Source organism: Pseudomonas sp. FeS53a, assembly GCF_000931385.1.
GTDB classification, from domain to species: Bacteria; Pseudomonadota; Gammaproteobacteria; order Pseudomonadales; family Pseudomonadaceae; genus Metapseudomonas; species Metapseudomonas otitidis.
Genome location: NZ_JYFT01000059.1, coordinates 1 through 21,671, shown reverse-complemented (window position 1 = coordinate 21,671; position 21,671 = coordinate 1). Strand labels below are relative to the sequence as shown.

Genomic DNA, 21,671 nt, shown 5'->3' with positions numbered 1-21,671 from the left:
GCCTAGCGGCCTGCCGGGACCTGATACCGGTCTGCCAAACTCGCGCGGTCTGCCCTCCTGCTCCCATCAACGTCCGGCGATACAGTCATCTCGTCACGGCGGATCGCATGGGGTTGGCGAGCCGGCTAGTAGGGGCCGGCAGACCCGAAGGTCTCCCCATGCGATCCGCCGTGACGAGATGACTGTATCGCCGGACGTTGATGGGAGCAGGAGGGCAGACCGCGCGAGTTTGGCAGACCGGTATCAGGTCCCGGCAGGCCGCTAGGCCTCCTCGCGCGGTCTGCCGACACGGAGTCTGCCTCGTAGTCGGCAGTGGTGCGTGTATTGAGTGGCCTGGCGAGTGGTGGGACCTGTCGTATTCGGTCTGGTGGCGATTACCCAGGCCCAGTAATGCGTGCTGACGATCCGCAGTGGTGCTGTATAGAATCGCCCGCCGCGTTATGCCTGAAACGGTACGACGTTCCGTTATCCGATACGTCAGCCTTTGATTGGCTGATCCAGTACAAGCAAGGAGTCGCTATGTCATCCCATTTCAAGCAAGTTTCCATGATCGTTTTTCTGGTAGGACTTTCGTTGTCGGCAGATGCCGCCGAGAGAGCCTCGAGGGGCTCGCCATGGGTCAGTTTGTTTTTCACATTCGGCCCCCTGATGCTCATGTTGGTTTGTATGCCGCTGGTTCTGCGGATCGCCATGCAGCGAACGCGTAACCTGGCTCAGCGAACTGCCGAGGCCAATGAGCGCATTGCCAGGAGCCTCGAAGAACTTGTGGAGCTGATGCGGAAAAATGGAAAGGCTGATCACTGATAACGACTCTTTTTAAGCAAGGAGGCTGCATGTCTAGCAACGACTTCACTATCACGTGTCTGGCTGATGAACAGGAGTCTTTGGTTCCTCTTCACCACGTATTTCGTCATGCGTGCGAAACCGAAGAGTGGCCGAGTGATCTACAGCATCTGGCTGACGATTGGTCTCCCGCATGGGTTAACGATGTCCAGTGGAGAGGAAACTCGCTGCATCTGCTCATTCAGGGTTCCTCGGGAAGCATGTTCGAGTCTTGGCATGCCGCTGCATTGCACGCCAGGGGAGCGAAGTATGTACGGGTTCGCATTTATCACGGACAAACAGACGATGTGAGCGAGCTTTTCTACCGTGCCGGGGAACCCATTTCCAGAAGGCAATTTCCCGCAGTTCAAATGTCTGAACGCGAGGAAATTCAAAGCCTGGTTCTTGATGGTGAAGATGTACGTTTGGCTACGCGTATCAAGGCAGGCGCCAGTCTGGATATAGAGGTCGATGGCCAGCCGCTGATTCTGAAACTTCTGGAATACGGACTGGAGAAGTCGATCAAGGCCGCATTGGCACGGGGGATTGATCTATCCCCATGCTTGGTTGACTTATGCGAGTTCGCGCGACTGATTGTTATCTATGGTGGTAAGCAGCGAGCCTCAATCTTGCGTTCTTTGCTGGACTTGACGCCCACGGGTGCGGCTTTGCTTTGGCAGGACGAAGACTTCATGGCGCGTGCTGCCGGTTATCTGGAACTGCTGGAGTTGCTGATCGAGCACGGTGCTGATGTGAACGCATCGATATCTGAGCAAGGTTCACTACTGTTCGACAGCGACCGGTATTTCGGCAGTCAGCCACGAATATTGGCGTTCCTGCGGAAACATAACGCACAGTCCATACCGCCGGCGGCAGATCAATAGAAGCTCCGTCTGCAGTGAGTACGACCTTTGGAACACGCTCTTTTGCTATTTCTGGTTTCGCCATACAAGGCGAAACAGGTGACATCAGTAGCGGTCTGTCAGACCTCTGAAAGCACGAGAGCAGCCAAAGAAAAGGGCCCTTCCGGGCCCTTTCTTTTTCACTTGGAGAGAAAGCGCATCCCTTCCTCCAGCCCCTGCAGGGTGAGGGGGAACATCTGGTCGTTGATCAGCTCCCGCACCAGCCCGGTGGAGGCGGTGTAGTTCCAGGTGTCCTTGGGGTAGGGGTTGATCCAGATGAGCTTCTTGTACTTCTCCATGAAGCGCTTCATCCACACATAGCCCGGCTCTTCGTTCCAGTGCTCGACGCTGCCGCCGGCCTGGGTGATCTCGTAGGGGGCCATGGCGGCGTCGCCGACGAACACCACCTTGTAGTCGGCGCCGTACTTGTGCAGCAGGTCCTGGGTGGAGGTGCGCTCGGAGGTGCGGCGCAGGTTGTTCTTCCACACCGACTCGTAGACGAAGTTGTGGAAGTAGAAGTACTCCAGGTGCTTGAACTCGGTCTTGCAGGCGGAGAACAGCTCTTCGCAGACCTTCACGTGGGCGTCCATGGAGCCGCCGATGTCCAGCAGCAGCAGGAGCTTCACGGTGTTGCGCCGTTCGGGGCGCATCTGGATGTTGAGCAGGCCGGCATCGCGGGCGGTGTGGTCGATAGTGCCGTCCAGGTCCAGCTCTTCCGCTGCGCCTTCGCGGGCGAACTTGCGCAGGCGGCGCAGGGCAACCTTGATGTTGCGGGTGCCCAGTTCCACCTGGTCGTCGAGGTTCTTGTACTCGCGCTGGTCCCAGACCTTGGCGGCCTTGCCCTGGCGCTTGCCGGCGTCGCCGACGCGGATGCCCTCGGGGTTGAAGCCGCCGGAGCCGAAGGGGCTGGTGCCGCCGGTGCCGATCCACTTGTTGCCGCCGGCGTGGCGTTCCTTCTGTTCTTCCAGGCGTTTCTTGAACTCTTCGATGAGCTTGTCGAGCCCGCCGAGGGACTGGATCTGCGCGCGCTCTTCGTCGGTGAGCAGGCGCTCGAACTCCTTGCGCAGCCACTCTTCGGGGATCAGCGCCTCGATGTGCTCGTTGAGATTCTCCAGGCCCTTGAAGTAGGCGGAGAACGCGCGGTCGAACTTGTCGAAGTGGCGTTCGTCCTTCACCAGCACGGTGCGGGCGAGGTAGTAGAACTCGTCCATGTCGGCGAAGACGACGTTGTGCTTGAGCGCGTTGATCAGGTCCAGCAGTTCGCGAACCGAGACCGGCACCTTGGCGGCGCGCATTTCGTTGAACAGGTTGAGCAGCATGGCTGCACCCTCTTGCTAGCGGTGGGGCCTCAGGAACGGGATTCCTGGGGCAGGCCGTCGGCGATGGCGTACCAGTCGGCCTTGGATTCTGTGTAGATGTGCTTCTGCGGGACGTCACCCAGGGGCGAGTCCAGGGTGCCCAGGGCCACCGAGACCCACTTGGGGTGCGGGTGGTCGGCGAACCATTGCAGGTTGCTGCCGCACTGGCGGCAGAAGGTCCGGGTCACGTGGGGGGAGGAGTGGAACGCGGCCACCTGGCCCTGCCCTGCGGTGAAGCGGAAGTGCTCGCGCCGCACGTTGCCGTAGCTGGCGAAGGCCGCGCCGTGGCCCTTGCGGCACTGGCCGCAATGGCAATGGGTGGCTGATTCGATGGGCGCGTCGATCTGGTACTTCACCGCGCCGCACAGGCAGCTGCCGTTATGCATGGCTGGGGCCTCCTTGGTGGGCGGTTGAACCCTCTCCCGTGGAAGGGAGAGGGGGGGGCAGCCTCAGCGGCTGGCGCGGCGCGCCATGAAGGCCAGGCGTTCGAGCAGCATCACGTCCTGCTCGTTCTTCACCAGGGCGCCGGCCAGCGGCGGGATGGCCTTGGATGGGTCGCGCTCGCGCAGTACGGCTTCGCCGATGTTGTCGGCCATCAGCAGCTTCAGCCAGTCCACCAGTTCGCTGGTGGAGGGCTTCTTCTTCAGGCCCGGGACCTTGCGCACGTCGAAGAACACGTCCAGCGCCTCGGCCACCAGCTCGCCGCTGATGTTGGGGTAGTGGACGTCGACGATCTTCTTCAGCGTCTCGCGGTCGGGGAAGGCGATGTAGTGGAAGAAGCAGCGGCGCAGGAAGGCGTCCGGCAGTTCCTTCTCGTTGTTGGAGGTGATGATGATGATCGGGCGCTGCTTGGCCTTGATGGTCTCGTTCGTCTCGTAGACGTAGAACTCCATCTTGTCGAGTTCCTGCAGCAGGTCGTTGGGGAACTCGATGTCGGCCTTGTCGATCTCGTCGATCAGCAGGATCACGCGCTCGTCGGCCTCGAAGGCCTCCCAGAGCTTGCCTTTCTTGATGTAGTTGCGGACGTCGTGGACCTTGTCGGAGTTGAGCTGGGAGTCGCGCAGGCGGCTCACGGCGTCGTACTCGTAAAGGCCCTGGTGGGCCTTGGTGGTGGACTTGATGTGCCAGGTGATCAGCTTGGCGCCGAAGGCTTCGGCCAGCTGCTCGGCGAGCATGGTCTTGCCGGTGCCCGGTTCGCCCTTGACCAGCAGCGGGCGTTGCAGGGTGATCGCGGCGTTGACGGCGAGCTTGAGGTCGTCGGTGGCGACGTAGGACTGGGTGCCTTCGAACTTCATCAGGTAATCCTCGAACGGTAACGACCGGCAGTGCCGGGCGCGCGGTATCAGGTGGAGGCGCCGACTATAGCGTGAGCCCCGGCGCACTGTGAACGCAGACGGGGCATTCAGTCACTGAATGGGCGGTCACGGTCCTTGCAGCCTAGTCCGTCGTGGCGGCGGCGGGGCCCTGTCCTCCGGTGGGTCGTGCGGCGTCATCACGCTCGGGCGGGGCACGTTCGAAGCGCGGCGTGAAGGCTTCGACGAAGGCATTGCGCAGGATGGCGATGAACGCCTGGAAGGCGCTGACGTCCTGCTGGTGCACGTTGCCGCTGAGTTCCACGCGGGTGGCGAACTGGTCGCGGCGCTGGTTCTTCAGCAGGGTCTCGCCGCCGCCGACGAGGGCCTCCCAGAGGGCGCGGAGCACGCCCTTGTCCTCGTTCTCCACGTCCTGGCGCCAGTCGAACACGTCCACATCGTGCAGCAGTGGCTTGATGTAGCCGCTGAGCCGGGCGTTGTCGGCGCGGGCTTCGATCACCAGGTCGCCCTGGCCCCGGCGGAAGTCGAAGCGGCCGTAGGCGCGGGCCAGGTCGTTGAGCCGGGGCAGGTCGATGTCGCGGGCGCGCAGGCGCAGCTGGAAGTCCTCGAAGTTCTTGAACGGATCGAAGGTGGCCTCCACCTCCAGGGGCGCATGGCCGAGCAACTGGGCGCGGCCCTCGAAGCGGGCCACGCGCTCGCCCTGGCTGTCGGCGACGTTGGTGAGGTTGTAGAGGCTGGCGTTCACCTGGCTGGCGTCCAGGTCCACCCTGGGGGTGGAGGTGAAGTTGTGGAAGGCGATGCGGCCGTCCAGCACGCGCAGTTCGTTGAGGGTGATGGGCAGCAGTTTGTTGAGCTGGTCGCGCCAGTCGGTGCCGGCACCGGTCTGGGACTGGCGCTTGTCGGCGCCGCCGTCGACGAAGTTCAGTTCGGGGCCCTCGAACACCACCCGCGCGACCACGGCGCGGTCCTGCCAGAGCGCCTGCCAGCTCACCGCCAGGTCGATGCCCGGCGCGACCAGCAGCGGCACCGGCACGCTGCCGTCGGCCTTGACGATGGACAGGCCGTTGATGCGGTACGCGCCGCGCCACCAGACCAGGTCGATGTCGTCGATGTGGCCGCGGTACTCGCCCATGTCGGCGAGCTTGCCGTTGAGGTAGTCACGGATCAGCCAGGGCAGCGTCAGCTGGGCCACCAGCAGGAGCAGCAGGAGGGTGAGCAGGGCCTTGAGCGGCCAGCCATAGCGTCGCTTCATGGGGTGCTTCCGGCGTTTGGCACATGTCCGATGGACTGTGCCGGCGCCATTCGGTTCGGCTGGACTGCCGGGGCACCTGGGCATAGGCTGGGCCCCTTTCTCCCATCGACCCGCCACCTTCGAGGACCGGTTCATGAGCCGCATCTACGCAGACAACTCCAAGGCCATCGGCAACACGCCGCTGGTGATGATCAACCGCCTGGGCCCCAAGGGCGTGACCATCCTCGCCAAGATCGAGGGGCGCAACCCGGCCTACTCGGTGAAGTGCCGCATCGGCGCCAGCATGATCTGGGACGCGGAAGAGAGCGGCCGCCTGCGCCCGGGCATGACCCTGGTGGAGCCCACCTCGGGCAACACCGGCATCGGCCTGGCCTTCGTCGCGGCGGCGCGGGGCTACAAGCTGATCCTCACCATGCCGGCCTCCATGAGCCTGGAGCGGCGCAAGGTGCTCAAGGCCCTGGGCGCCGAGCTGGTGCTCACCGAACCGGCCAAGGGCATGAAGGGCGCCATCGAGAAGGCGGCCGAGATCGCCGCCGGCAACCCCGAGCAGTACCTGTTGCTGCAACAGTTCGAGAACCCGGCCAACCCGGCCATCCATGAGAAGACCACCGGCCCGGAGATCTGGAACGACACCGACGGCGCCATCGACGTGCTGGTGGCCGGCGTCGGCACCGGCGGCACCATCACCGGCATTTCCCGCTACATCAAGCAGCAGCGCGGCAAGCCGATCCTCTCGGTGGCGGTGGAGCCGGTGACCTCGCCGGTGATCAGCCAGACCCTGGCCGGTGACGAGGTGAAGCCCAGCCCGCACAAGATCCAGGGCATCGGTGCCGGCTTCGTGCCGAAGAACCTGGACCTGTCCATCGTCGACCGCGTCGAGCAGGTCAGCGACGAGGAGGCCAAGGCCATGGCCCAGCGCCTGATGCGTGAGGAAGGCATCCTCTGCGGCATTTCCTGCGGGGCGGCGATGGCTGCCGCCGTGCGCCTAGCCGAGAAGCCGGAGATGCAGGGCAAGACCCTGGTGGTGATCCTCCCTGACTCGGGCGAGCGCTACCTGTCCACCATGCTCTTCGACGGCCTGTTCACCGAGCAGGAACTGCAGCAGTAATCCCGCTGCCCGCAATGAAAGAGGCCGCCCACTGGGCGGCCTCTTTCGTTTGGCGGGGTTGGGGTTTACCGGCAGGCACCCTCGTCACGCCAGACCTTGCCGCTGCCGTCGGCACCGGTGAAGGCCGGGTTGCCGGGCTCGTTGCCCTTGGTCCACCAGCGGGCGGTGTAGGTGCGGCCCTTGTGGGTCACCTTGTTGCCTTCCCAGTAGGTGCCCGAGGCGCTCCAGGGGCTGGCACAGGTACCGGGTTGCTGGCCGGCCTCGGCCTTCACCCGGACCTTGTGGGTGCGGGTCACTTCGTGGTGGCCGTTGCCCAGGGTGAGGGTGAAGGTGTAGTCGGCATCCTTGTCCAGGCGCGGCGCGGTGAAGCTGAGGCCGGCGCCGTCGCTCTGGAAGGCGAGGGCAGGGTTCACGCTCCAGCGGTAGCGGAGGTTGAGTCCGTTCGGGTCTGTCGATCCGGCGGCACTGAGCTGCACGCGGTCACCAGCCTTGGCTTCCGTTGGTCCGCTGATGGCTGCAACGGGTGGCAGGATCGCCGGAGCCTCGGCCTTCACCCGGACCTTGTGGGTGCGGGTCACTTCGTGGTGGCCGTTGCCCAGGGTGAGGGTGAAGGTGTAGTCGGCGTCCTTGTCCAGGCGCGGCGCGGTGAAGCTGAGGCCGGCGCCGTCGCTCTGGAAGGCGAGGGCAGGGCTCACGCTCCAGCGGTAGCTGAGGGCCAGCCCGTTCGGGTCGCTGGAGGCAGAGGCGCTGAGCTGCACACGGTCACCGGCCTTGGCATCCCCCGGCCCGCTGATGGCGGGCACCGGCGGCAGGATCACCGGCGGCTGTTCGGGCGTGCCGCTGGCCTCGCAGGGGCCCAGGTCACGCCAGACCTTGCCGCTGCCGTCCGCCCCGGTGGAGGCGGCGGTGCCGGGCTCGTTGTTGCGCGTCCACCAGCGGGCTTCGTACAGGCGGCCTTTCCACTGGGCCTTGTGGCCTTGCAGGTACTCGGTGCCGGGTTGCCAGGTGGCTTCGCAGGTGGCACCGGCGCCGCTGGCGGCCTTGACCAGCAGCTCGTGCACGCGGGTGGTGGTCTGCTTGCCGTTGCTGACCGTCACGCTGAAGCGGTAGCGGGTGTCGCTGCTGTGCTCCGGGGCCTTGAGGGTCAGGCGCGGGCCGTCGATGTCGAAGTCCAGCGCCGGGGTCACGGACCAGCTGTAGCTGAGGGCGCTGCCCTGGGGATCGCTGGAGCCGGAGGCGTCCAGCTGCACTTTCTGGCCGGCTTCGGCCGAGGCCGGGCCCTGGATCACCACCACCGGCGGCTTGCCGGCGTCCTCGGCCTTCAGCGGGGCGGCCTGGGCTTCGTTGCTGGCGCTGAATTCGCCTTGGCCGAGCAGGGTCCAGTTGCCGTTGGGGTTGTCGCTGCCGTAGATGCGGTAGCCCTTGATGTTGCCCTCCATGTCGCGCACCTGCTGGGGCAGGTAGTTGAGGCTGGAGAAGCGCTGCTCGCCACCCAGGTCGATGACCATCTGGTGGGGGTAGCGATCACCGGGCACGGTGGTCCAGTAGGAGCTGGTGTTGCCGTCGATGGCGTGGGCGCCGCTCGCCGAAGCGGGGATGGCGCTGCTGACGGAGTGCACCCGCCAGCCGTCACGGGGCAGCAGCCGGCCCTGGGCATCCGCCAGGTGCAGCTCGGCGGCGCTGGCGCGCTCCTTGCCGTCGATGGAGGACTCGGCCACCAGCTTCAGGTAGCGCGCCTGGGCGGTGTCCTGGGTGGCGGCGTAGAGCGCACCGTCCAGGTAGATGTCGTCCACCGGCTTGTTGGGTTCTGCGCGGATCGCCAGGTGCCAGCGGCCCGGGGCCGGGTTGTCCAGTGCCAGGAAGGGCTGGTTGTTCAGCGTCGAACGGGCGTCGAACTGGGCGTCGCTGGGCAGGGCCCCCCGGCGCAGCAGCAGTTGGGAGCGGCCGTTGCCCCGGTCGTAGCCCTCGCCTTGGGCGGTGCTGATCAGCAGGCGCCGGCTGCCTTCGGGCACCTCGATGACGAAGTTGCGCCACTGGTTCTTGGCCAGGCTGACCCGCTCCTTCAGCACCTCGCGCTTGATCTCCTCGAGCAGGGGCACGACCGCCGGGCTGTAGGCCGACATGCGTGCCGCGTTCTCGCGCCAGACCCTGGCCATGTTGGCGGTGCTGGCATCGCCCAGGGGGATGCCCTGCACGTCGCGCAGGTCCGGGTTGGAGTAGAAGGGCACCTGGTTGCCGCAAAGGATGGTGCCGACCCGGCCGTTGTTGTAGCCGAAGCGGTAGCTCTTGCCGTCCGGGCAGTGGCTGCCGCCGGCGTTGTGGGCCACTTCGTGGCGGAAGGTGGTGGGGGAGTTGATGTAGTTGATCGAGTAGCGCCCCGGCACGTAGGCCCAGCCCACGGCGGTGTCGACGCCTGGGGTGCCCATGATGAAGCCGGCCACCAGGTCAGGGCTGTACTGGCGCATGCCATCGCGGAACAGCGTTGACAGCTTGCCGAGGGTGTCGGTGGTGATGGGGTGGTCGTCCGCGATCACCTGGGTGCCCACCAGTCGTATGCGTACCCCTTCGACCTGGGACTGCTTCAGGGCGCGGTTGACCAGGGCCACCTGGGCCAGGGCATAGGCCTCGTGGTCGCCGATGTAATCGGCGGCTTTCTGGGAGAAGCCGGCCAGCAGGTCGATCACGATCTCTCCGGCCTGGCTGCGGTCCACCAGCAGGCTGCGCTGGCCGCGCTGCTCAAGGATGCCCGGGACTTCTTCGAGCACCTGCTCGACGTAGTCGACCTGGCTCGGGTGGAAGGCGTGCGGGGTGTCGAAGCGGGTCAGCACCTGCTCCCCGTCGGCCGAGCCACGGATGATGGCGTTGGCCTCGGGCAGCAGGGCGACGAAGCTGCCGTTGTCCCGCGCAGCGAGGAAGAACTCACCAGGGCCCGAGAGGCTGCGAGCCGCCCCCAGGGTCTGGCCGACGTACACGTTGAGCCCGGCTTGATGCTCGATGGGTTCGGCGCCGGTGCGCAGCAGGCTCAGGCCTGCCTCCTGGCGCAACTGCTCGGTGCCCAGGGCGGCGACACCGCCGCGCGCCGTGCCCGGCTTGAGGGCCTGCAGGTCGATGAACTGGCCGGTGAGTGTGACTTCCCGCGTGGCGCTGGCGTGGTGGGCAGTGGCGGAGTCGGCCGCAGTGGCTGTTGCCACCGGCAGGGCCGCCAGGGTGCCCAGTGAGGCTGCCCAGAGGCAGATGCCTCGGCAGACGGGGTTGATCTTGAAGCTCGGCATAAAGCACTCCTGAGCCTGCTCCGCCCGAAGGCGCGCGGGCTCGCCAGCCTGTGGCTGGTGTTCGTTCAGTGGGAGGGTTGGTTGCCGGCGCGCCGATGGTAGGCACGGCCTCGGGCCGCTGTAAAAGAAGCGGGGGGATTTTCGGACAGGTCCGAAACGGGCGGTTCGGCAGGGCGTTTCCCGCTGCCGGGATGGATCACGCCGGGGGCGTTTTGGCACTCGGCAGCGGGCGTGGGAGGGGGTAGGCGGTGGACGGTCGGGGGCGCAGGACTTCGGCTGGAGCGCTCCGCTTCCGACGCGTTCTGCCGACTCCCATGGCTCGCCCGCCTGAAGGACACTGTCCCCGCCCGAGCCTTCCTCGCTTCGCGTCAGCGCGGCGTGCTGCCCAGGCGCTGGGAGTCCGGCAGACGGGCACTTGGCCCACTTCTTTACGCGATCTTTATGCCGCCAGGCCCTTCCGTGGCTCGTTCCTTTACGCCCCCCTTGTCGAGAATTTGCCCAAAGCGGCGCCGTCCGCATCACGGAGCACTACACATGAGCATTCTCGACGGGTTGTCCCTGGCCATGGCCACGGGGCTTTTCATCTACCTGCTGGTCGCGCTGCTGCGCGCCGAGCGTGGCTAGGGGGCGCCATGGACGTACAGGACTACGGCCTGATCCTGGCCTTCTTCCTCCTGGTGCTGGTGCCGGCGCCCTTCATCGGGCGCTACATCTACCGTGCCATGGAGGGTGAGCGAACCTTCCTGACCCCGCTGTTCGCCCCGGTGGAGCGCCTGTGCTACCGCATCGCCGGCGTCGACCCGCAGCGCGAGCACGACTGGAAGACCTACACCCTGGCGCTGTTGGCGTTCAACGCCGCCGGGCTGGTGCTGCTGTTCAGCATCCTCACCCTGCAGCACCTGCTGCCGCTGAACCCGCAGCACCTGCCGGGGCTGGAATGGAGCCTGGCGTTCAACACCGCCGTCAGCTTCGTCACCAACACCAACTGGCAGTCCTACAGCGGCGAGGCGAGCCTGAGCTACTTCAGCCAGATGGTCGGCCTGGGTGTGCAGAACTTCGTCAGCGCCTCGGTGGGCCTGTGCGTGCTGGTGGCCCTGGCCCGTGGCATCGCCCGGCGCAGCACGCGGGACCTGGGCAACTTCTGGGTCGACCTGACCCGGGGCACCCTCTATGCGCTGCTGCCGCTGTGCCTGCTGCTGGCGCTGTTCCTGGTGTGGCAGGGCGTGCCGCAGACCTTCGCCGACTACGTCAGCGCCAAGACCCTGGGCGGCACCGACCAGGTCATCCCCCTCGGCCCGGCGGCCAGCCAGATCGCCATCAAGCAGCTCGGCACCAACGGCGGCGGCTTCTTCGGCGTGAACTCCAGCCACCCGTTCGAGAACCCCAGCGCCTGGAGCAACCTGTTCGAGGTGGCGTCGATCATCCTGATCCCCGCCGCGCTGGTGTTCAGCTTCGGCCACTACGTGAAGGACCTGCGCCAGAGCCGCGCGCTGCTGGCCTGCATGCTGGTGCTGTTCGCCGTCGGCCTCAGCGTCACCCTGTGGGCGGAGTTCCGCCCCAACCCGGCCCTGGCCGCGCTGCCCATCGAGCAGGTGGGTTCGCTGGAGGGCAAGGAGGCACGCTTCGGCACCGCCGCGTCGGCACTCTGGGCGGTGACCACCACGGCCGCGTCCAACGGCTCGGTGAACGCCATGCACGACAGCTTCAGCGCCCTGGGCGGCATGGTGCCGATGTTCAACATGATGCTCGGCGAGGTGATCTTCGGCGGGGTCGGCGCGGGCCTCTACGGCATGCTGCTGTTCGTGCTGATCGCGGTGTTCCTCGCCGGCCTGATGATCGGCCGCACCCCCGAATACCTGGGCAAGAAGCTGGAGGCCCGCGAGGTGCGCCTGCTGGTGGCCACGCTGCTGGTGATGCCGGTGGGCGTGCTGGTGTTCTGCGCCCTGGCGGTGAGCCTGCCGGGCCCGGCCGCGTCCATCACCAACCCGGGCGCCCATGGCTTCAGCCAGGCGCTGTACGCCTACACCTCGGGCACCGCCAACAACGGGTCGGCGTTCGCCGGGCTGGGGGCCAACACGGTGTTCCATAACGTGATGATCGGCCTGGCCATGCTGCTCGGGCGCTTCGGCTACATCCTCCCGGTGCTGGCCATCGCCGGCAGCCTGGCGGCGAAGAAGCGCGCGCCGGTCGGTGCCGACAGCTTCCCCACCCACGGCCCGCTGTTCGTCACTTTGCTGACCCTGACCATCCTGCTGGTGGGCGGCCTGACCTTCCTCCCGGCATTGGCCCTCGGGCCCATCGCCGAACACCTCGCGCAGCTCCAGGGCTTCTAACGGAGAACCATGATGAACGCCCCTCTGAAGGCGCCCAAGGCCGGCGCCAAGCAACCCTCCGCCACCACCGTCGCCGCGCTGTGGAAGCCGGCGCTGGTGCAGGCCTTCGTCAAGCTCGATCCGCGCCAGCTCAAGCGCTCGCCGGTGATGCTGGTGGTGGAGCTGACGGCGGTGCTGACCACCGTGCTCTGCTTCATCCCCAACCCGGCGGTGTCCCTCGGCCTGGCGCTGCAGCTCGCGCTGTGGCTGTGGTTCACCGTGCTCTTCGCCAACTTCGCCGAGGCCCTGGCCGAAGGCCGTGGCAAGGCCCGCGCCGACAGCCTCAAGGCTGGCAGCCAGGGCCTTGGCGCCCGTCGCCGCACGGCCTCCGGTGCCTTCGAGACGGTGCCGGCCAGCAGCCTGCGCCGGGGCGACATCGTCCGCGTCGAGGCCGGTGAGCTGATCCCCGGTGACGGCGAGGTGATCCAGGGCATCGCGGCGGTCAACGAGGCCGCCATCACCGGCGAGTCCGCACCGGTGATCCGCGAGTCCGGCGGCGACCGCTCGGCCGTCACCGGCAACACCCGCGTGGTGTCGGACTGGCTGCTGGTGAAGATCACCGCCAACCCCGGCGAGTCGACCCTGGACCGCATGATCGCCCTGGTGGAAGGCGCGCGCCGGCAGAAGACGCCGAACGAAGTGGCGCTGGACATCCTGCTCATCGGCCTGACGCTGATCTTCCTGCTGGTGGTGGCCACCCTGCAGCCCTTTGCCCGCTTCGCCGGCGGCGACCTGCCGCTGGTGTACCTGGTGGCGCTGCTGGTGACGCTCATCCCCACCACCATCGGCGGTCTGCTCTCGGCCATCGGCATTGCCGGCATGGACCGCCTGGTGCGCCTCAACGTCATCGCCAAGTCCGGCCGTGCCGTGGAAGCGGCAGGGGACGTGCACGTGCTGCTGCTGGACAAGACCGGCACCATCACCTTCGGCAACCGCCGCTGCAGCGCGATGGTCAAGGCCCCCGGCATCAGCGGCAAGGAACTGGCCGACGCGGCGCTGCTGGCCTCCCTGGCCGACGACACGCCGGAAGGCAAGTCCATCGTCGAGTACCTGCGTGCGCTCAATACCCTGGAGGAGCCGGCCCGCGAGGCCGTCACCGCCATCGCCTTCAGCGCCGAGACGCGCCTCTCCGGTGCCGACTGGAACGGCCACCGCTACCGCAAGGGCGCCGTGGACGCGGTGCTGGCCTGGGTCGGCATGGAGCGCGACGGCATGCCCGAGGTGCTCGCCCGTGAGGTCGAGCGCATCGCCCAGGGCGGCGGCACGCCGCTGCTGGTGGCCGCCGATGGCCGCCTGCTGGGTGCCATCCACCTCAAGGACGTGGTCAAGCCCGGCATCCGCGACCGCTTCGCCGAGCTGCGCCGCATGGGCATCCGCACCGTGATGGTGACCGGTGACAACCCGCTGACCGCCGCTGCCATTGCCGCCGAAGCCGGGGTGGACGACGTGATCGCCGAGGCCACGCCGGAGAAGAAGCTGGCGCGCATCCGCTTCGAGCAGGGCGAAGGCAAGCTGGTGGCCATGTGCGGCGACGGCGCCAACGACGCCCCGGCGCTGGCCCAGGCCGACGTGGGCCTGGCGATGAACGACGGCACCCAGGCCGCCCGCGAGGCCGCCAACCTGGTGGACCTGGACTCCGACCCGACCAAGCTGTTGGACGTGGTGCAGGTGGGCAAGGAGCTGCTGGTGACCCGGGGCGCGCTGACCACCTTCTCGGTGGCCAACGACGTGGCCAAGTACTTCGCCATCCTCCCCGCGCTATTCGCCGGCATCTACCCGCAGCTGGGCGTGCTCAACCTGATGCAGCTGCACAGCCCGCAGAGCGCCATCCTCTCGGCCATCGTGTTCAACGCGCTGATCATCATCGCGCTGATCCCCCTGGCCCTGCGCGGGGTGCGCATCCAGGCCGCGGACGCCGCCAGCCTGCTGCGCCGCAACCTGCTGATCTACGGCCTGGGTGGGCTGGTAGCGCCCTTCGTCGGCATCAAGGTGATCGACGTGCTGCTGACCGTCATCGGACTGGTGTGACGCCATCCCCCTCCTACCAGAGGAGGACCGGGGGCACACCCGCCCCCGGTCGCTTTCGCTTTCCATCGAGGAACTGAATATGCTTTCGCAACTTCGACCCGCCCTGAGCCTCCTGGCCCTGATGACCCTGATTACCGGCGTCGCCTACCCCCTCACCGTGACCGGCATTGCCCAGGTGGCCTTCCCCGAGCAGGCCAACGGCAGCCTGGTGCGCGATGCCCAGGGCGAGGTGCGTGGCAGCCGCCTGCTGGCCCAGCCCGTGGACGGCCCGCAGTGGTTCCAGCCGCGCCCCTCCGCTGGCGACTACGCCACCGTGTCCAGCGCGGCCAGCAACCTGGCGCCGAGCAACCCGGCCCTGGCCGAGCGCATCAACAAGGACGCCAACCGCCTGCTGGCCGACGCCCAGGGCCCGGTGCCGATGGCCCTGGTGACCACCTCCGGCAGCGGCCTCGACCCGCACCTGCCGCCGGCCGCCGCGCGCTACCAGATCCCGCGCATCGCCGCCGCCCGCCACCTGCCGCCCGAGCAGCTGGAGCGCCTGGTGGAGCGCTACACCGAACGGCCGGCCATCGGTGAGCCGGTGGTCAACGTCCTGGCCCTCAACCTGAGACTGAACGAGATGCCCGAATGAGTGATGCCGGCCGCGCGGATGCGCTGTTGGCCGAACTGCCCCGCGAAGGGCGTGGCCGCCTGAAAGTCTTCCTCGGAGCCGCGCCCGGCGTGGGCAAGACCTACGCCATGCTCCAGGCCGCCCAGGCGCAACGGCGCCAGGGCGTCGACCTGCGCGTGGGCGTGGTGGAGACCCACGGCCGCAGCGAGACCGAGGCGATGCTCGCCGGCCTGCCGCAACAACCCCAGCGACGCCTGGAGTACCGGGGCGTACCGCTGACCGAGATGGATCTGGACGGCCTGCTGGCCCACCCGCCACGCCTGGCCCTGGTGGACGAGCTGGCCCACAGCAACGCCCCCGGCAGCCGCCACGCCAAGCGCTGGCAGGATGTGCAGGAGCTGCTGGCCGCCGGCATCGACGTGTACACCACGGTCAACGTGCAGCACCTGGAGGCCCTCAACGACCAGGTGTTCGACATCACCGGCGTGCAGGTGCGCGAGACGGTGCCGGACTGGGTGCTGCAGGAGGCGGACGAGATCCTCCTCATCGACCTGCCGCCCCGCGAGCTGCTGGAGCGCCTGCGCGAAGGCAAGGTCTACGTGCCGGAACAGGCCCGCGCGGCCATCGACGCCTTCTTCTCCCAGACCAACCTCACCGCCCTGCGCGAGCTGGCCATGCAGACCGCCGCCGCGCGGGTGGATGCCGACCTGGCGCGGCGCTACCGCCTGCAGGGCCAGGAGGCACCGCCGGTGCGCGGCCGCCTGCTGGTGGGCGTGGACGGCGACGACCAGGCCGAGCGCCTGGTGCGCCATGCCTGCCGGGTGGCCGAGCGCCGCCACCTGCCCTGGAGCCTGGTGCACGTGGACACCGGCCGCACCCGCAACGAAGACAGCCGCGCCCGCCTGCAAGCCGCCCAGCAATTGGCCGAGCGCCTGGGCGGGGAGGTGGTGACCCTGCGTGCCGAGGCCGTGGCCTCAACCCTGCTGGCCCACGCCCGCGAGCGCCGCGCCAGCCTGCTGCTGGTGGGGCGCAGCCGTCAGCGTCTGCGCCGTCGCTGGCTGGGCCGGGGCGTGGCGGAACGCCTGTTGCGCCATGGCCAGGGGCTGGAGATCAGCGTGCTCGACACCGACCCGGACGCCCGCCCCGCGCCCAATGGGCGCGATCCCGTGCCGGCGGGCGACTATGGCCTGGCGCTGGGCGCGGTGCTGGCCGCCAGCGGCATCGCCTGGGGGGCACACCTGGTGCTGGCGCTGCCGAACATCTCCCTGGTGTTCCTCGCCGCCGTGCTGCTGGTGGCGGTGCGCAGCAGCCTGGCCCCGGCGCTGGTGTGTGCCGGGTTGTCGTTCCTGGCCTATGACTTCCTGTTCATCCCGCCGGTGTTTTCCCTGACCATCGCCCGCCAGGAAGACGTGCTGACCCTGCTGTTCTTCCTGCTCATGGCCGGGCTCACCGGCAACCTCGCCTCGCGCCAGCGTCGCCAGGTGCAGGCCCTGCGCAGCACCCAGGCGGAAACCACGGCGCTGCTGGACCTCTCGCGCAAGCTCACCGCCGCCACTGACCGCCAGGCGGTGATGAAGGCGGCCACCCAACAGTTCGAGGCCTGGAGCGACCTGGAGGTGTGCCTGCTGGGCCGTGGCCGTGACGGGCTGTGGAAGATCGAAGCCGGCGTGCAGCGCTTGCTGGCGGACCAGGAGCGGGCCGCCGCCGACTGGTCCTGGCAGCACGAACAGAGCGCCGGCCTGGGCACCGGCACGCTGCCGGGCGGGCGCTGGTGGTGGCTGCCGCTGAGCGGCGAGGACGGCCCGCTGGCCCTGCTCGGCGTGGCCCCGCGTGATGGCCAGCCGCTGTCCGCCGAGCGCCGCCGCCTGCTGGCCGCCCTCGGCCAGCCGCTGGCCCAGGCCCTGGCCCGCGCCCAGCTGGCGGAGGACCTGGAGGCCGCGCGCCTGCACGGCGAGACCGAACAGCTGCGCAGCGCGCTGCTGGCGTCCGTCTCCCATGACCTGCGCACGCCGCTGACGGCCATGCGCGGCTCCATCGACAGCCTGCTGGCCCTGGGCGAGGCGATCCCCCTGGCGGACCGCCGCGAACTGCTGGAGGGCACCCGCGACGAGGCCGAGCGCCTGGACCGCTACATCCAGAACCTGCTGGACATGACACGCCTGGGCCACGGCGGCCTCAAGCTCGCCCGCGACTGGGTGGCGCCGGTGGACATCGTCGCCAGCGCCCTGCAACGCCTGCGCCCGGTGCTGGCGCCACTGAAGGTGGAGACGCAGGTGCCCGAGGCGCTGCCGCTGCTCTACGTGCACGCGGCACTCATCGAGCAGGCGCTGGTCAACGTTCTGGAGAATGCCGCGCGCTTCTCGCCCACCGGCGGCCGCCTGCGGGTGGCGGTGGAGGCGGGTGACGACGAACTGCGCCTGGCGGTCAGCGACGAAGGCCCCGGCATCCCGGTGGCCGAGCGCGAGCGCATCTTCGATATGTTCTACACCGCCGCCCGGGGCGACCGGGGCGGGCAGGGCACCGGCCTGGGCCTGGCCATCTGCCAGGGCATGGTCGGCGCCCACGGCGGCCGCGTCAGCGTCGGCGAGGGGCTGGAGGGTCGGGGGACTACGCTGACCCTGCACCTGCCGTTGCACCCGCAGCCGGTGCTGGAGGAGGAGGCGGGCGATGACCCGCTGTAGGGCACCTCTAAAAACTACCTGCGTTGCCATCGCGGCGTTAAAAACAGGCTCGTGCGCGAGTCCGATCAAAATGCTCATTTACCCCGCGTAAACTGCGCTTTTTCGCCTGTTTTTGCCTTGCGCTGGCTGCCTCGCCTACGTTCTTAGAAGCGACCTGTAGGGGCGAATTCATTCGCCATGCGGGCCGCAGGACCGCCGCGAGTAACCCGGCGCGGCGTTGCTGCTCTGGGTTGCTACCGGTAGCCAACGGTTTTCGATGAAGGATTGTATGAGCACCAACCAATCAACTGTGCTGGTCATCGACGACGAAGCACAGATCCGCAAGTTCCTGCGCATCAGCCTGGCCTCCCAGGGGCACAAGGTGCTCGAAGCCGCCAACGGCACCGAGGGCCTGGCCCAGGTGGCCCTCGGCCGGCCCGACCTGGTGGTGCTGGACCTCGGCCTACCGGACATGGACGGCCAGGCCGTGCTGGCCGAGCTGCGCCAGTGGTCCCACGTGCCGGTGCTGGTGCTCTCGGTGCGGGCCAGCGAGGGCGAGAAGGTGCTGGCGCTGGACAACGGCGCCAACGACTACGTGACCAAGCCCTTCGGCATCCAGGAGTTCCTCGCCCGGGTGCGGGTGCTGCTGCGCCAGGGCGGCGGCGAGCCCCAGGAGGCCAGCGTGAGCAGCGGCCCGCTGCACCTGGATTTCGCCTACCGGCGCGTCACCCTGGACGGCCAGGAGGTGGCCCTGACCCGCAAGGAGTACGCCGTGCTCGCCCAGCTGGCGCGGCACCTCGGGCGGGTGGTGACCCAGCAGCAACTGCTCAAGGACATCTGGGGCCCCACCCATGTCGAGGACACCCACTACCTGCGGGTGGTGGTGGGCCACCTGCGGCAGAAGCTCGGCGACGACCCGGCCGCGCCGCGTTTCATCGTCACCGAGGCCGGCGTCGGCTACCGCCTGCTGGAGGGTTAGGGGCGGCGCCTGCGATCCTGTCGCGGTATTTGCGACGGTGCCTGTGTTGTGCGCGGTGAATCCGTCGTCTAGCGCTTATTGGGCGCCTCTAAAAACTACCTGCGTTGTCATCGCGGCGTTATAAACCGGCTCAAAATGCTCATTTACCGCACGTAAACTGCGCTTTTTCGCCTGTTTTTGCCTTGCGCTGACTGCCTCGCCTACGTTCTTAGAGGTGCCCTATTCCTGACCCGCTTGGTTACCCGTTCGGACCCTCTCACGATGCAAGCCCTGCTCGACGACATCCTCGATCACGTACGCCCCCTCATCGGCACCGGCAAGGTTGCCGACTACATCCCGGCCCTGGCGCGGGTTTCCGCCAACCAGCTGGGCATCGCCGTGTACGGCAACGACGGCCAGCTGTACACCGCCGGCGACGGCCACCTGCCGTTCTCCATCCAGAGCATTTCCAAGGTGTTCAGCCTGGTGCAGGCCTTCCAGCATTCCGGCGAGGCCATCTGGGAGCGCCTGGGCCACGAGCCGTCGGGCCAGCCGTTCAACTCGCTGGTGCAGCTGGAGTTCGAGCGTGGCGTGCCGCGCAACCCCTTCATCAACGCCGGGGCGCTGGTGATCTGCGACATCAACCAGTCGCGCTTCGCCGCGCCGAGCCTCTCCATGCGCGACTTCGTGCGGCGCCTCTCGGGCAACCCGGAGGTGGTATCGGATGCGGTGGTGGCGCGCTCGGAGTACGAACACCGCTCGCGCAATGCCGCAGCGGCCTACCTGATGAAGTCCTTCGGCAACTTCCACAACGACGTGGAGGAGGTGCTGCGCAGCTACTTCCACCACTGCGCGCTGTGCATGAGCTGCGCCGACCTGGCGCGGGCCTTCAGCTTCCTGGCCAACGAGGGCGTCAACGTGCACAGCGGCGAAACCGTGCTGAGCGCCCGGCAGACCCGCCAGGTGAACGCGCTGATGGCCACCAGCGGGCTCTACGACGAGGCCGGCAACTTCGCCTACCGCGTCGGCCTGCCGGGCAAGAGCGGCGTTGGTGGCGGCATCGTTGCCGTGGTGCCGGGGCAGTTCACCGTGTGCGTCTGGTCGCCGGAGCTGAATGCATCCGGCAACTCGGTGGCCGGCATGGCGGCGCTGGAGGAACTCTCCGCGCGGATCGGCTGGTCGATCTTCTGACGATGATCAATGCCGGTGGGGCGCGGGTCGGTTGATCATCCGCCGCACCGGATCCCCCCCCCACGGCCACCGATAGGGACATCGAGCACGCCATGAACGAACGCGAACAGCTTCACCGGGATGGCTTCGCGCTGCTGCGCGGGGCGGTGCCGGCCGATTGGCTGGAGGGCCTGCGCAGCGCCTTCGACGCCGGGGTGAAACCCTCCGCCGAATGGCCGGTGCCGCGCGGCCAGGATTGGCAGCACGCACTGCTGGACCTCGACCCCGGCGTCCGCGCGGTGTGCCGCCTGCCGACGCTGCTCGCCGTGGTGGGCGCGTTGATCGGCGAGCGCTTCTTCCTCGCCCAGGTGGAAGGGCGCGAGCCCCTGCCCAACGGCGGCAGGCAGCGGCTGCACCGCGACTTCTCCGCCGAGCGCCCCGGCGACACCGTCAACGCCCTGGTCTTTCTCGACGACTACGGCCCCGACAACGGCGCCACCCGCCTCATCCCCGGCAGCCACCGCCCCGACCTGGCAGCGCCTCCCGTCGACTTCGACGACGAATCCCATGCGATTCAACTGAGCGGCTCGGCGGGCGACATCCTCGTCTTCGACGCCGACCTGATCCACGCCGGCAGCCTCAACCGCCTCGGCAGCCGACGCCGCACCCTGCTGGTCGCCTACTTCGCCGCGCCCCTCTACGCCCAGCACCAGGCCACCGCCGCGCTGCGCTATGTGCGGATGGAGCCTGTGGAGTATTTCGAGGTGGGGGAGGGGTGAGGGGCAGAGGTGAAGTGTAGAAATTGCAGCGCTTGAAAGGCTACAGAGCTACTCTGCCAACGCATGCACGTTCCCAATCTGGTTTCCCGGCTATGTAATGGAACGGTCCTCCCGGGATGGGATTTTATCTGCACCTTCGGATGGGATATTTGAGGTCCGAAATGCTCTGCTGCTTAGCGTCGTACTTTTTGTAGTGGCAATTCACTGAGTTGTATCAGGTGAAGAGTTTGTAGTGCATGATGGCAAAAAAATTCGGGTTCGTCGCTGTCAGGGAATAGATATGTCGCCTTTTAATTTTATAAAGAATTTTTTCTCTTCTAATAAACTGACTGAGCTTGAGCGAAGAATTCTCTTGGCAGTAAGAGCCAGTCTGCCTGAGTGCGTCCATCCCATATGGGATTCGCAAGTTCTGGGTATAAATAAGATTCAACGTCTGCCTGGTGGGATTGAGGTCGATTTTTATCGAATGAGGGGTGGGCGGCCAGTATTTGAGAATTGCATGGAGCTTACTGGCAAGAATGACGAGCACTTACTTGCCGAAGCGATAATTAACGCTCTCTCGTCTCCAAGGGAGAAGTTGATTGCAAGAATTTGGTGTGTGAAAGGGGTGTTGTTTTCAATTGAATATGATGGCTCCTGTGATTATTACGAGGCATTGGCCAAAAATAATGAAGCTGATCTGACAGTTCATTGCCAAGAAATCCATTTGTAGCCAAGCGACTTTGTAGCGGTTCCCTCAGTGCAACTCCTCATACCGCTCCAGCGTATCCCGCGCGATTTGCCGGCCCAGCTGGATCAGCTCCGGCGCTTTGTAGAACTCGAAGAAGCGGCAGACGCGCTTGGGCACGTTGATGAGGATGTCCGGCGGGTAGCCGGCGATCTTGTACTGGGCGAGGGAGGTCTGCATGACCTCGAAGCTCTGGTTGACCAGCTCCAGCAGGGAGGCGGGGCCGACGCTGGCGACCACCTGGGAGCCGCTGGCCGAGCGTGGGGCGCCTTCGCGTTCCGGGGCGGCGGCGGGTTGCTGGGCCTGGGGGCGGGCGCTGTCGTCGGTCCACGGGTCGGGC

Annotated in this window: 17 protein-coding genes and 1 pseudogene; 12 read left to right on the top strand and 6 right to left on the bottom strand. The window is 67.1% G+C overall.

Features of this window, described 5'->3' with window-relative positions:
- The first annotated feature begins 390 nt into the window (after positions 1–390).
- Positions 391–804: a hypothetical protein gene (locus SZ55_RS18015; protein WP_152644511.1), complete on the top strand. Its 414-nt coding sequence runs from the start codon at positions 391–393 to the stop codon at positions 802–804.
- Positions 805–833: 29 nt separating this feature from the next.
- The gene (locus tag SZ55_RS28120) at positions 834–1,706 is read left to right on the top strand and encodes a hypothetical protein (RefSeq protein WP_152644510.1); all 873 of its coding nucleotides are present in this window, start codon (positions 834–836) and stop codon (positions 1,704–1,706) included.
- Between the two features lie 158 nt (positions 1,707–1,864).
- On the opposite strand, the gene SZ55_RS18005 is transcribed toward SZ55_RS28120, so the two are convergent.
- From SZ55_RS18005 to SZ55_RS17990, 4 genes are all read right to left on the bottom strand, one after another.
- Positions 1,865–3,043: a vWA domain-containing protein gene (locus tag SZ55_RS18005; protein ID WP_044409328.1), complete on the bottom strand. Its 1,179-nt coding sequence runs from the start codon at positions 3,041–3,043 to the stop codon at positions 1,865–1,867.
- 29 nt (positions 3,044–3,072) lie between these two features.
- Entirely contained in the window at positions 3,073–3,468 is a 396-nt protein-coding gene (locus tag SZ55_RS18000) for a GFA family protein (RefSeq protein ID WP_044409326.1), read from the bottom strand.
- A 63-nt stretch (positions 3,469–3,531) separates the two neighbouring features.
- On the bottom strand, positions 3,532–4,377 hold the full coding sequence (locus SZ55_RS17995; protein WP_044409321.1) for an AAA family ATPase: 846 nt from the start codon (positions 4,375–4,377) through the stop codon (positions 3,532–3,534).
- Between the two features lie 142 nt (positions 4,378–4,519).
- Positions 4,520–5,647 carry a DUF748 domain-containing protein gene (locus SZ55_RS17990; RefSeq protein ID WP_044409318.1) on the bottom strand — a complete coding sequence of 376 codons (1,128 nt, stop codon included), beginning with the start codon at positions 5,645–5,647 and terminating at the stop codon, positions 4,520–4,522.
- 133 nt (positions 5,648–5,780) lie between these two features.
- Here SZ55_RS17990 and cysK point away from each other — a divergent pair, with 133 nt between their 5' ends.
- Positions 5,781–6,755, top strand: a complete 975-nt coding sequence (gene cysK, locus SZ55_RS17985) for a cysteine synthase A (protein WP_044409315.1) — start codon at positions 5,781–5,783, stop codon at positions 6,753–6,755.
- 65 nt (positions 6,756–6,820) lie between these two features.
- Here cysK and SZ55_RS17980 read toward each other — a convergent pair whose 3' ends face one another.
- Positions 6,821–10,027 carry a PKD domain-containing protein gene (locus SZ55_RS17980; protein WP_052807628.1) on the bottom strand — a complete coding sequence of 1,069 codons (3,207 nt, stop codon included), beginning with the start codon at positions 10,025–10,027 and terminating at the stop codon, positions 6,821–6,823.
- Between the two features lie 534 nt (positions 10,028–10,561).
- Here SZ55_RS17980 and SZ55_RS28115 point away from each other — a divergent pair.
- The 9 genes from SZ55_RS28115 (at position 10,562) to SZ55_RS28110 (ending at position 21,316) form a co-directional block, all read left to right on the top strand.
- A complete protein-coding gene (locus tag SZ55_RS28115) occupies positions 10,562–10,651 on the top strand; it encodes a K(+)-transporting ATPase subunit F (RefSeq protein ID WP_069566518.1) in 90 nt (29 codons plus the stop codon).
- Positions 10,652–10,659: 8 nt separating this feature from the next.
- On the top strand, positions 10,660–12,360 hold the full coding sequence (gene kdpA / locus SZ55_RS17975; protein WP_044409313.1) for a potassium-transporting ATPase subunit KdpA: 1,701 nt from the start codon (positions 10,660–10,662) through the stop codon (positions 12,358–12,360).
- Positions 12,361–12,372: 12 nt separating this feature from the next.
- Positions 12,373–14,427 carry a potassium-transporting ATPase subunit KdpB gene (gene kdpB, locus SZ55_RS17970; RefSeq protein WP_044409311.1) on the top strand — a complete coding sequence of 685 codons (2,055 nt, stop codon included), beginning with the start codon at positions 12,373–12,375 and terminating at the stop codon, positions 14,425–14,427.
- Positions 14,428–14,506: 79 nt separating this feature from the next.
- Positions 14,507–15,058 carry a potassium-transporting ATPase subunit KdpC gene (gene kdpC / locus SZ55_RS17965; RefSeq protein ID WP_044409304.1) on the top strand — a complete coding sequence of 184 codons (552 nt, stop codon included), beginning with the start codon at positions 14,507–14,509 and terminating at the stop codon, positions 15,056–15,058.
- The gene (locus tag SZ55_RS17960) at positions 15,055–17,718 is read left to right on the top strand and encodes a sensor histidine kinase (RefSeq protein ID WP_044409302.1); all 2,664 of its coding nucleotides are present in this window, start codon (positions 15,055–15,057) and stop codon (positions 17,716–17,718) included. The genes kdpC and SZ55_RS17960 overlap by 4 nt, the downstream gene beginning before the upstream one ends.
- A gap of 268 nt (positions 17,719–17,986) precedes the next feature.
- Positions 17,987–18,676, top strand: a complete 690-nt coding sequence (locus SZ55_RS17955; protein ID WP_044409289.1) for a response regulator — start codon at positions 17,987–17,989, stop codon at positions 18,674–18,676.
- A 261-nt stretch (positions 18,677–18,937) separates the two neighbouring features.
- Positions 18,938–19,846 carry a glutaminase B gene (glsB, locus tag SZ55_RS17950; RefSeq protein ID WP_044409287.1) on the top strand — a complete coding sequence of 303 codons (909 nt, stop codon included), beginning with the start codon at positions 18,938–18,940 and terminating at the stop codon, positions 19,844–19,846.
- Positions 19,847–19,938: 92 nt separating this feature from the next.
- Positions 19,939–20,604: a phytanoyl-CoA dioxygenase family protein gene (locus SZ55_RS17945; RefSeq protein ID WP_044409285.1), complete on the top strand. Its 666-nt coding sequence runs from the start codon at positions 19,939–19,941 to the stop codon at positions 20,602–20,604.
- Between the two features lie 232 nt (positions 20,605–20,836).
- On the top strand, positions 20,837–21,316 hold the full coding sequence (locus tag SZ55_RS28110) for a hypothetical protein (protein ID WP_152644509.1): 480 nt from the start codon (positions 20,837–20,839) through the stop codon (positions 21,314–21,316).
- Between the two features lie 24 nt (positions 21,317–21,340).
- Here SZ55_RS28110 and SZ55_RS17940 read toward each other — a convergent pair.
- Positions 21,341–21,671: pseudogene (locus SZ55_RS17940) on the bottom strand (patatin-like phospholipase family protein); the annotation flags it as partial.

What these genes read in the sequence shown, in the direction of transcription:
- SZ55_RS17955 (WP_044409289.1), top strand. Translation starts at nt 17,987, where the DNA reads ATGAGCACCAACCAATCAACTGTGCTGGTCATCGACGACGAAGCACAG.
- SZ55_RS17960 (WP_044409302.1), top strand. Translation starts at nt 15,055, where the DNA reads ATGAGTGATGCCGGCCGCGCGGATGCGCTGTTGGCCGAACTGCCCCGC.
- kdpB (WP_044409311.1), top strand. Translation starts at nt 12,373, where the DNA reads ATGAACGCCCCTCTGAAGGCGCCCAAGGCCGGCGCCAAGCAACCCTCC.
- SZ55_RS17945 (WP_044409285.1), top strand. Translation starts at nt 19,939, where the DNA reads ATGAACGAACGCGAACAGCTTCACCGGGATGGCTTCGCGCTGCTGCGC.
- SZ55_RS18005 (WP_044409328.1), bottom strand. Translation starts at nt 3,043, where the DNA reads ATGCTGCTCAACCTGTTCAACGAAATGCGCGCCGCCAAGGTGCCGGTC.
- SZ55_RS18015 (WP_152644511.1), top strand. Translation starts at nt 391, where the DNA reads ATGCGTGCTGACGATCCGCAGTGGTGCTGTATAGAATCGCCCGCCGCG.
- SZ55_RS17995 (WP_044409321.1), bottom strand. Translation starts at nt 4,377, where the DNA reads ATGAAGTTCGAAGGCACCCAGTCCTACGTCGCCACCGACGACCTCAAG.
- SZ55_RS17980 (WP_052807628.1), bottom strand. Translation starts at nt 10,027, where the DNA reads ATGCCGAGCTTCAAGATCAACCCCGTCTGCCGAGGCATCTGCCTCTGG.
- SZ55_RS28120 (WP_152644510.1), top strand. Translation starts at nt 834, where the DNA reads ATGTCTAGCAACGACTTCACTATCACGTGTCTGGCTGATGAACAGGAG.
- kdpA (WP_044409313.1), top strand. Translation starts at nt 10,660, where the DNA reads ATGGACGTACAGGACTACGGCCTGATCCTGGCCTTCTTCCTCCTGGTG.
- SZ55_RS17990 (WP_044409318.1), bottom strand. Translation starts at nt 5,647, where the DNA reads ATGAAGCGACGCTATGGCTGGCCGCTCAAGGCCCTGCTCACCCTCCTG.
- cysK (WP_044409315.1), top strand. Translation starts at nt 5,781, where the DNA reads ATGAGCCGCATCTACGCAGACAACTCCAAGGCCATCGGCAACACGCCG.
- glsB (WP_044409287.1), top strand. Translation starts at nt 18,938, where the DNA reads ATGCAAGCCCTGCTCGACGACATCCTCGATCACGTACGCCCCCTCATC.
- SZ55_RS28115 (WP_069566518.1), top strand. Translation starts at nt 10,562, where the DNA reads ATGAGCATTCTCGACGGGTTGTCCCTGGCCATGGCCACGGGGCTTTTC.
- kdpC (WP_044409304.1), top strand. Translation starts at nt 14,507, where the DNA reads ATGCTTTCGCAACTTCGACCCGCCCTGAGCCTCCTGGCCCTGATGACC.
- SZ55_RS18000 (WP_044409326.1), bottom strand. Translation starts at nt 3,468, where the DNA reads ATGCATAACGGCAGCTGCCTGTGCGGCGCGGTGAAGTACCAGATCGAC.